General features: G+C 59.7%; 6 protein-coding genes, 1 tRNA gene and 2 rRNA genes (1 of these 9 only partly in view). All 9 read left to right on the top strand.

Going from position 1 to position 9,941, the window contains the following annotated elements; genetic code table 11:
• Positions 1 to 2,738 (top strand): 23S ribosomal RNA (locus ACEVBK_RS16415) (it extends 152 nt beyond the left edge of the window).
• A gap of 123 nt (positions 2,739 to 2,861) precedes the next feature.
• Positions 2,862 to 2,976 (top strand): 5S ribosomal RNA (rrf, locus tag ACEVBK_RS16410).
• A gap of 33 nt (positions 2,977 to 3,009) precedes the next feature.
• A tRNA-Asp gene (locus ACEVBK_RS16405) sits at positions 3,010 to 3,086 on the top strand.
• 310 nt (positions 3,087 to 3,396) lie between these two features.
• Entirely contained in the window at positions 3,397 to 4,407 is a 1,011-nt protein-coding gene (locus ACEVBK_RS16400; RefSeq protein WP_375055969.1) for a TRAP transporter substrate-binding protein, read from the top strand.
• Positions 4,404 to 4,961 carry a TRAP transporter small permease gene (locus ACEVBK_RS16395; protein ID WP_375055968.1) on the top strand — a complete coding sequence of 186 codons (558 nt, stop codon included), beginning with the start codon at positions 4,404 to 4,406 and terminating at the stop codon, positions 4,959 to 4,961. Before ACEVBK_RS16400 ends, ACEVBK_RS16395 begins: the two co-directional genes overlap by 4 nt.
• Positions 4,958 to 6,238: a TRAP transporter large permease gene (locus ACEVBK_RS16390; RefSeq protein WP_375055967.1), complete on the top strand. Its 1,281-nt coding sequence runs from the start codon at positions 4,958 to 4,960 to the stop codon at positions 6,236 to 6,238. The genes ACEVBK_RS16395 and ACEVBK_RS16390 overlap by 4 nt, the downstream gene beginning before the upstream one ends.
• Before the next feature lie 32 nt (positions 6,239 to 6,270).
• The gene (locus ACEVBK_RS16385; protein WP_375055966.1) at positions 6,271 to 7,002 is read left to right on the top strand and encodes an aspartate/glutamate racemase family protein; all 732 of its coding nucleotides are present in this window, start codon (positions 6,271 to 6,273) and stop codon (positions 7,000 to 7,002) included.
• A gap of 161 nt (positions 7,003 to 7,163) precedes the next feature.
• The gene (locus ACEVBK_RS16380; protein ID WP_375055965.1) at positions 7,164 to 7,862 is read left to right on the top strand and encodes a GntR family transcriptional regulator; all 699 of its coding nucleotides are present in this window, start codon (positions 7,164 to 7,166) and stop codon (positions 7,860 to 7,862) included.
• A gap of 618 nt (positions 7,863 to 8,480) precedes the next feature.
• Positions 8,481 to 9,902: a dihydropyrimidinase gene (gene hydA, locus ACEVBK_RS16375; RefSeq protein ID WP_375055964.1), complete on the top strand. Its 1,422-nt coding sequence runs from the start codon at positions 8,481 to 8,483 to the stop codon at positions 9,900 to 9,902.
• The last annotated feature ends 39 nt before the right edge of the window (positions 9,903 to 9,941 follow it).

Raw genomic sequence — 9,941 nt, 5'->3', positions numbered from 1 at the left:
GGCGTGAATACATAGCGTCACGAGGCGAACCGGGAGAACTGAAACATCTAAGTACCCCGAGGAAAAGAAATCAACCGAGATTCCCCTAGTAGCGGCGAGCGAACGGGGACCAGCCCTTAAGCAGCTTGGGTGGTAGTGGAACGGTCCTGGAAAGGCCGGCCGTAGTGGGTGATAGCCCCGTACACCAAACCGCCCTTGCTGTGAAATCGAGTAGGACGGGACACGTGATATCCTGTCTGAACATGGGGGGACCATCCTCCAAGGCTAAATACTCCTGACTGACCGATAGTGAACCAGTACCGTGAGGGAAAGGCGAAAAGAACCCCTGTGAGGGGAGTGAAATAGAACCTGAAACCGTGCACGTACAAGCAGTGGAAGCCGACTTGTTCGGTGACTGCGTACCTTTTGTATAATGGGTCAGCGACTTACTTTTAGTAGCAAGGTTAACCGTATAGGGGAGCCGTAGGGAAACCGAGTCTTAACTGGGCGTTGAGTTGCTAGGAGTAGACCCGAAACCCGGTGATCTAGCCATGGGCAGGTTGAAGGTTGAGTAACATCAACTGGAGGACCGAACCCACTAACGTTGCAAAGTTAGGGGATGACCTGTGGCTGGGGGTGAAAGGCCAATCAAACCGGGAGATAGCTGGTTCTCCCCGAAAGCTATTTAGGTAGCGCCTCGGACGAATACTACTGGGGGTAGAGCACTGTTTGGACTAGGGGGTCATCCCGACTTACCAACTCCATGCAAACTCCGAATACCAGTAAGTACTATCCGGGAGACACACGGCGGGTGCTAACGTCCGTCGTGAAGAGGGAAACAACCCAGACCGCCGGCTAAGGTCCCCAAGTCCTAGTTAAGTGGGAAACGAGGTGGGAAGGCTCAGACAGCCAGGATGTTGGCTTAGAAGCAGCCATCATTTAAAGAAAGCGTAATAGCTCACTGGTCGAGTCGGCCTGCGCGGAAGATGTAACGGGGCTAAACTAGGCACCGAAGCCGCGGATTCATGCATTGCATGAGTGGTAGGGGAGCGTTCTGTAAGTCTGCGAAGGTGTGTTGTGAAGCATGCTGGAGATATCAGAAGTGCGAATGCTGACATGAGTAACGATAATGGGGGTGAAAAGCCTCCACGCCGGAAGACCAAGGGTTCCTGTCCAACGTTAATCGGGGCAGGGTGAGTCGGCCCCTAAGGCGAGGCCGAAAGGCGTAGTCGATGGGAAACGGGTTAATATTCCCGTACTGACACACATTGCGATGGGGGGACGGAGAAGGCTAGATGGGCCAGGCGTTGGTAGTCCTGGTGAAAGGGTGTAGGCAGTGTGTTTAGGCAAATCCGGACGCACAATGCTGAGACCTGAGACGAAGTCACCACGGTGACGAAGTCATTGATGCCCTGCTTCCAGGAAAAGCCTCTAAGCTTCAGATGTGTGTGAACCGTACCCCAAACCGACACAGGTGGTCGGGTAGAGAATACCAAGGCGCTTGAGAGAACTCGGGTGAAGGAACTAGGCAAAATAGTACCGTAACTTCGGGAGAAGGTACGCTGGAGCGGGTGAAGTCCTTCGCGGATGGAGCCTGAGCCAGTCGCAGTGACCAGGTGGCTGGGACTGTTTATCAAAAACACAGCACTGTGCAAACTCGCAAGAGGACGTATACGGTGTGACACCTGCCCGGTGCCGGAAGGTTAATTGATGGGGTTAGCCGCAAGGTGAAGCTCTTGATCGAAGCCCCGGTAAACGGCGGCCGTAACTATAACGGTCCTAAGGTAGCGAAATTCCTTGTCGGGTAAGTTCCGACCTGCACGAATGGTGTAACCATGGCCACGCTGTCTCCACCCGAGACTCAGTGAAATTGAATTCGCCGTGAAGATGCGGTGTACCCGCGGCTAGACGGAAAGACCCCGTGAACCTTTACTACAGCTTGGCACTGAACATTGACCCTACATGTGTAGGATAGGTGGGAGGCTGTGAAGCGGTGACGCCAGTTGCCGTGGAGCCGACCTTGAAATACCACCCTTGTATGTTTGATGTTCTAACGTTGCCCCCTTATCGGGGGTGCGGACAGTGCCTGGTGGGTAGTTTGACTGGGGCGGTCTCCTCCCAAAGAGTAACGGAGGAGCACGAAGGTTGGCTAAGTACGGTCGGACATCGTACGGTTAGTGCAATGGCATAAGCCAGCTTAACTGCGAGACGGACAGGTCGAGCAGGTGCGAAAGCAGGTCATAGTGATCCGGTGGTTCTGAATGGAAGGGCCATCGCTCAACGGATAAAAGGTACTCCGGGGATAACAGGCTGATACCGCCCAAGAGTTCATATCGACGGCGGTGTTTGGCACCTCGATGTCGGCTCATCACATCCTGGGGCTGAAGTCGGTCCCAAGGGTATGGCTGTTCGCCATTTAAAGTGGTACGCGAGCTGGGTTCAGAACGTCGTGAGACAGTTCGGTCCCTATCTGCCGTGGGCGTTGGATGATTGAGGGGGGTTGCTCCTAGTACGAGAGGACCGGAGTGAACGAACCGCTGGTGTTCGGGTTGTCATGCCAATGGCACTGCCCGGTAGCTAAGTTCGGAATCGATAACCGCTGAAAGCATCTAAGCGGGAAGCGAGCCCCGAGATGAGTCATCCCAGAGGTCTAGAACCTCCTAAAGGGCCGTTTGAGACTAAGACGTAGATAGGCAGGGTGTGTAAGCGCGGTGACGTGTTGAGCTAACCTGTACTAATGACCCGTGCGGCTTAACCATACAACACCCAAGAAGTGTGAGGCCTTGCAGGTCGAGAACGAATTCATCAGGCAGAGAATTGCTCCTGCATTTTCTGCATTGCCGCCATGCCTGGCGGTGAGCTTTTCCGGATTAAAGTTTATGCCTGGCGGCGATAGCGTTGTGGTCCCACCTGACTCCATGCCGAACTCAGAAGTGAAACGCACCCGCGCCGATGATAGTGTGGCAGCTGCCATGTGAAAGTAGGTCACTGCCAGGCACCCAAATTAGTTGCTGACTAAGACGCTTATGCGGAGCGGTAGTTCAGTTGGTTAGAATACCGGCCTGTCACGCCGGGGGTCGCGGGTTCGAGCCCCGTCCGCTCCGCCATCAAACACAAAAAGCCACCTTCGGGTGGCTTTTTTGTTTTCGGCTGCGCCAGATGCCTGCACGCGATGGCATGGCTGGTTGGCTCCGGATCCTCAGTGCCGGCATCCTGCGATCCAGGTCACACTTCATTAATCACCCGTCTTCTGCTTTTTTCTGTTATTTACTTTAAATTCAATTAATTATGCTTATCTTGGTTTTTCCAGTCAGCTTGTGGAGAGATTTAGCGATTGCCAGCTTTGTTAATGGGATGTATACATAATTATGAATTCATAATGATGTTGACGGCAACATCGAACCCAAGGAGAAGGCGATGGATAGCAATGTATACTCTTTTGGTCACAAATTTAAGAAGAGTTTGTTAATGATAGTGCTGGGGGCCGGTCTGTGTGCCGGGACGGCGGGAGCCGAGACCCTGAGGGTGGCGGGCAACTTCGCCGCCGATCACTCCAGCAGCCTGGCGATGGAAGTGTTCAAGCAGGAAGTGGAAACGGCCACCGAGGGCGATATCAAGGTTCAGCTGTTTCCGGCCATGCAGCTGGGCGGGGCTTCCGAGAATGTGGATCAGGTGCGCTCTGGGGTGCTGAGCATGACCTGGATCGGTGTTTCCTTCCTGTCCCGTACCGTGCCCGAGCTGGAAGCCGTCAGCCTGCCCTTCGTGTTCAAGGACAGGGAAGCCGCGTTCAGGGTGATCGACGGCCGGGTCGGCGAATTGCTCAACGGCAAGCTGGCGGACAAGGGCTTTGTCGCCCTGGGCTTTATGGAGCTGGGACCGCGCCATATCACCAACAGCGTCAGGCCCATCGACTCCATCGATGATTTCGCCGGCCTCAAGATCCGCCTGCAGCCGAACGAAACCCACCTCAAGACGTTCCGTGCCCTGGGTGCCAGCCCGACCTCCATGGGCATCAACGAAGTCTATTCCGCCCTGCAACAAAAGGTGATCGACGGCCAGGAGAATCCCTTCAGCATCATCCGCAAGAACAACTACCAGGAAGTGCAGCAGTACCTGACCGACACCGGCCATTTCTTCGACTTTATCGTGGTAGTGGCCAACAAGAAGCGCTTCGACAAGCTCTCCGCCGCAGAGCAGCAGCTGATGCGTGACGCCATGGCCAAGGCGGTGCAGTGGCAGCGGGAAAGGGCAGCGGAAGAGGATCTGCAGTCCCGGGAGCAGCTGGTGGCCGCCGGCATGCAACTGAACCAGGTCAGCCCCGAGCTCTACCAACAGATGCAGCAGCAGACCGCCGGCATCATCGAGGAGCTGAAAGCGCGCCTGGGTGACGAACTGGTCGATGCGGTGCTGGAGGATGCGAAGTCATGAAAGCCGGTCATTCCGAGCAAGCCGGCATGCTGAGCGGGCCTTCCCCCTTGCTTTCGCCGGCAGCGGCCCTGCGCCGCTGCCTGCTGGGGCTGGACGGGCTGTCCCGTTATGCCATCTGCACCAGCATGGCCACCATGGTGCTGCTGGTGTCGGCCCAGGTATTTTGCCGCTATGTCTTGTCCGAGTCCATCGACTGGGCCGACGAAATGTCCCGCCTGGCCTTCGTATGGGCGGTGTTCCTCGCCATTCCCCACGGCCTGAAGCAGGGCGTCCACGTGGGTATCGATGTGATCACCAACCGGCTGCCGGCCCGGCTGCAGGAAGGGCTGGCCCGGCTGATGCTGGCGGTCAGCGGCGTGCTGATGGTGGTGGTCTGCTACCAGTCGGTGCTGGTGGCCATCGACGGCTGGGGCGAGATGATGCCGACGGTGCCGCTGAGTGCGGCGGTATTCTACGTGCCGGTGATGCTGAGCTGCGGCCATGCCTTGCTGCATTTGCTGTTCATGGCCTGGCAGGGCACCCGTGTCTGGGCCGATAAGGAGGACGCCTCATGACTACCCTGGCGATTATCACCTTCCTGATCCTGGCGTTGCTGGGCATGCCGCTCGCCTTCGCCCTCGGGCTGGCGGCCCTCGGTGGCCTGGCCTACAGCGGCATCGAGCTGTCGGTCATGCCCCAGCGCATGATGCACGCGGTCAACTCCTTTCCGCTGATGGCGATACCGCTGTTCATGCTGGCGGGCGAGCTGATGGTCGGCGGCCAGGTGATGCAGCGCACTATCGACTTCGCCAACGCCTTCGTCGGCCGGGTCAAGGGTGGGCTGGCCCATGTCACCCTGCTGTCCGGGCTGGGCCTGGCCTCGGTGACCGGTGCCGCCGTGGCGGGTGCCAGCGCCCTCGGCACCACCATGATGCCGGCGATGAAAAAGCATTACGACGCGGGCTTCGGCTCGGCGGTGGTGGCGTCCGCCTCCAACCTGGGGCCCATTATTCCCCCCAGTGCGGCGATGATCGTCTACGCCCTGATGGCCGGCTCCTCGGTGTCGGTGGGCGGCCTGTTCATGGCCGGCGTGGTGCCCGGCATCCTGCTGGTGGTGGGCATGATGGCGCTGTCGAGCTGGATTGCGCACCGCAAGGGCTATGCGCCCACCGGCGAGCCCTTCAGCCTGAAGAACCTGCTGCTGCAAACCCGGCGGGCAGGGGCCATCATGCTGATGCCGGTGGTGGTGATCGGCGGCATCGTCGGCGGTGTCTTTACCGCCACCGAAGGCGCGGCCATCGCGGTGATCTACGCCTTTGTCATCGGCAAGTGGGTGACCCGCAAGCTGGCCTGGGCCGATCTGCCGGGCTGCATGTTCCGGGCGGCACTGACCTCGGCCGTGGTCGGCGCCCTGATCGCTTTCGCCACGCCGCTGACCTTCCTGTTCACCATTGACCTGATCCCGCTGCGGCTGTCGGCATTCATCCAGGCGCTGACCGACAATCCCCATCTGTTCCTGGCGCTGGTGATGGGGATGCTGCTGGTGGTGGGCATGTTCTTGGAGTCGAACGCGGCCTACATCATGCTGGTGCCGCTGTTCGCCCCCATCGCCCTGGCCTACGGCATAGACCCGCTCTACTTCGGGTTCCTGTTCGTGTTCAACCTGGTGATCGGCATGATGACACCGCCGGTCGGGGTGCTGCTGTTCGTGATGTGCGGTATCGCCAAGATCCCCATGTCCCAGTTGCTGCGCTACGTCTGGCCCTTTATTGCCCTGCAGTACCTGGTGCTGGTGTTGTGCTGGATTTTCCCCGGGATAGTGACGGCCCTGCCGCGCGCCCTGGGTTATTGATGACTTGATGTGATGACTACAAGGAGCAAGTGATGACTGATCGTACTTTATTGGGTGTGCTGACCCCTTCTTCCAATACTACCCTGGAGCCGGTAACCGCCGATATATTGCACGGCGTGAACGGCGTCAGCGCCCATTTCGGCCGGCTCAAGGTGACCGAGATCTCGCTCACCGACCAGGCCCTGAGCCAGTTCGACAACGAGCCGTTCCTGCAGGCCTCCCGGCTGTTGGCGGATGCCAGGGTGCAGTCCATTACCTGGAGCGGGACCTCTTCCGGCTGGCGGGGATTCCAGGACGACGAGATCCTGTGCCGGGCCATTACCGAGGCTACCGGCATTCCGGCCACCACCTCGGTGCTGGCGCTGAACGAGCTGTTCGCCATCACCGGGGTCAAGCGCTTCGGTCTGGTCACCCCCTATCTGCACGAGGTGCAGCAAAAGGTGATCAACACCTATGCCGCCGCCGGCTACGAGTGCGTGGCCGAACGCCACCTTAACGACAGGGGCAACTTCTCCTTCTCACAAGTGAGCGAAGCCACCATCGAGGAGATGATCCGCGCCGTGGCCCGTGAACAGCAATGCGACGCCATCACCGTCTTCTGTACCAATTTGCGCGGTGCCCGGGTGGCGGCGGATCTGGAGCAGGAGCTGGGCATTCCCATCTACGACACCGTGTCCACCGGGGTGTGGAAGGGCATGCTGCTGGCCGACCGGGATCCCGCCCGGGTCAAAAATTGGGGCAATTTATTTTCACTTAAGCCATAATTATATATTATGTAATGCAGAGCCCCGGCCGGTCCGGGGCTTTCACGCTGGCAGGCCGGGGCGAACAAGACCGGGATCACCCTTGCGGGGTCCGGACGTATCGCTTTTACCGGCAACAGATTAAGGTAAGCGGCCTACAAAGCAATAACAACAGGAGCACGATGATGGCTACAGCAATCAATTCCCTGGGGAGAAACTCTCTGCGTCGTCGTTCGCTGCACGAAGAGGTGGCCGATTGTGTCCGCACCATGATCATCGAGGGCGAGCTCAAGGAAGGGGAGCGTATCAACGAGCCGGCGCTGTGCAAGCAGCTGGATATTTCCCGCACCCCCCTACGGGAGGCGCTGAAGGTGCTCAACTCGGAAGGCATGGTCACCATAGAGCCGAACCGGGGCGCCCGGGTGTCGACCATTACCCCCGAGGAAATCCGCGAACATTTTGAAGTGATCTGCTCCCTGGAGCGCCGAGCCGCCGAGCTGGCCGCCCAGCGGGCAACCGAAGCGGAGCTGACCCGACTCAGCCGGTTGCAGGACAAGCTGGAGCAATACCACCGGGAGCAGGACAAGCACCAGTATTTCGAGATCAACCAGCATATCCACCGGCTGATCATCGAGTTGGCCGGCAACGAAACCCTGACCCAGCTGCACCACCAACTGATGAACCGGGTCAGCCGTGGCCGCTACCTGGCCATCGGTTTTCATCACCGCTGGGAAGAGTCGGTGGCCGAGCACCGGGCACTGCTGGAGGCGCTGCAAGCGCGGGACGGCGAGCGAGCCGGCCGCATCCTGGCCGAGCACGTGATGCATACCGGCGATCTGCTGGTCAAGGAGCTGGAAGACAAGCAGCAACGGCTCGGCTGATCATCGCGACAGGGTCTGTGGCCAGACCCTGAGCATCCCCGTTTTTCCCCTTCTCCCACACTCCCTCTCCTGTCGTCGCCCCTGGAATACCGATCAGTTTGAAAGTTGGCCAAGAGAAGAGGCCATCCCTGTTGCCTCTTTACAAGTCCCGACGCCGTCTGAGGGGGGCCAGCAGGCGACACTGGATCCTTGGGGAGGTCAACGGGTACTGCTCAGCCGACCTTCTGTTTCAGGGATGAAACAGAGAGCGTACAGGGAGGTATTCATAGCGTGTCGGCGGAGCAGTGCCCTTTGACCGACAGCCTACACTTTGCCGGCAGTCAACAACGCTTCCAACCGAAGGAAGAATGGGGGGTGGCTAAGTTTTAAGCTACATGGCCCCCAGGCGTCTCGCCGGGCCGGTACTTTTCCCTCATTCATCTCCTTTTGGTTCCATTGGCCGTTATGCCAGCCCTGCCGTTTCATTACCTAATCTAACTTAATTTTTACATTTTGAGATCTTCTTCACATTAACTTCCCCCCGGGGTTTGAAAGCGGTGCATATGGATGATTAATTACGTATACATAATTATAAATTCAAAATTCATGCAGCAATAAACCGACAAGGAGGAAGGAGTCATGTCCGAGTTTGATCTGGTGATCCGCAATGGCCGCATCGCCACCGCAGCCGACATCACCGACTGTGATCTGGGGATCCGCGACGGCCGCATCCTGGCCATGGGCCTGAACCTGGCGCCGGGGCGGGAAGAGCTGGACGCCAGCGGCCTGCTGGTGCTGCCGGGCGGGGTCGACGGCCACTGCCACCTGGACCAGCCGATGCCGGACGGCCTGCGCATGGCGGACGACTTTTTCACCGGCACCCGCTCCGCCGCCTGCGGCGGCACCACGACCGTGATGCCCTTCGCCGCCCAGGAAAAGGGCCAGTCGCTGAAGGCGGCGGTGGCAGACTACCACCGCCGGGCCGAGGGCAAGGCGGTGATCGACTACGCCTTCCACCTGATCGTGAGCGACCCCACCGAGACGGTGCTGAAGGAAGAGCTGCCGGAACTGATCCGCCAGGGCTGCACCTCGTTCAAGATCTACATGACCTACGACGACCTCAAGCTCAACGACGGCCAGATCCTGGACGTGCTGGCGGTGGCCCGGGCCGAGGGCGCCATGGCGATGATCCATGCGGAAAATGCCGACTGCATCAGCTGGCTGACCCGGCGCCTGCTGGATGCCGGCCACAGGGCGCCGCGCTTCCATGCCGCCGCCCGGCCCATGCTGGTGGAGCGGGAGGCTACCCACAGGGCCATCGCCCTGTCCGAGCTGGTGGACGTGCCCATCCTGATCGTGCACGTGTCCGGCGCCGAGGCGGTGGAGCAGATCCGCTGGGCGCGCAGCCACGGCATCAGCATCTATGCGGAAACCTGCCCCCAGTATCTGTTCCTCACCGCCGAGGATCTGGGGCTGGACGGCTATGAGGGTGCCAAGTGCGTGTGCAGCCCGCCGCCCCGGGACCAGGCCAACCAGCAGGTGATCTGGGACGGGCTGGAAGACGGCCTGTTCACCATCTTCTCCTCGGATCACGCGCCCTTCCGCTACGAAGACCCCCAGGGCAAGAAGCCGAACGGTGAGGAGGTTGCTTTCCCCTACATCCCCAACGGCATCCCCGGGCTGGAAACCCGGCTGCCGCTGCTGTTCTCGGAAGGGGTGAACAAGGGGCGCATCAGCCTCAACCGCTTCGTGGAGCTGACCGCCACCAACCCGGCCAAGCTGTACGGCCTCTATCCGCAAAAGGGCAGCATAGCGGTGGGCGCGGACGCGGACATCGCGCTCTGGGATCCCAAGCGCGAAGTCACCATCCGCAACGAGTGGCTGCACCACGATGTGGACTACACCCCCTACGAGGGCCGCACCGTCACCGGCTGGCCGGTGCTGACCCTGAGCCGGGGCCAGGTGGTGTGGCGGGATGGCGAAGTGCTGGGCCAGGCCGGCCAGGGCCGCTTCCTGCCCTGCGGCAAGCCGGAGTTGGCCAAGCCCAAGGTCAGGGGATAGGCGACAAGGTTGTTTTCGGGCCCGCGGGCCCCTGGCGGA

It is taken from the genome of Zobellella sp. DQSA1 (assembly GCF_041950555.1).
Taxonomy (GTDB): domain Bacteria; phylum Pseudomonadota; class Gammaproteobacteria; order Enterobacterales; family Aeromonadaceae; genus Oceanimonas.
The sequence above is the reverse complement of the archived record's forward strand: the minus strand, read 5'-3'. Positions and strand labels throughout refer to the sequence as shown.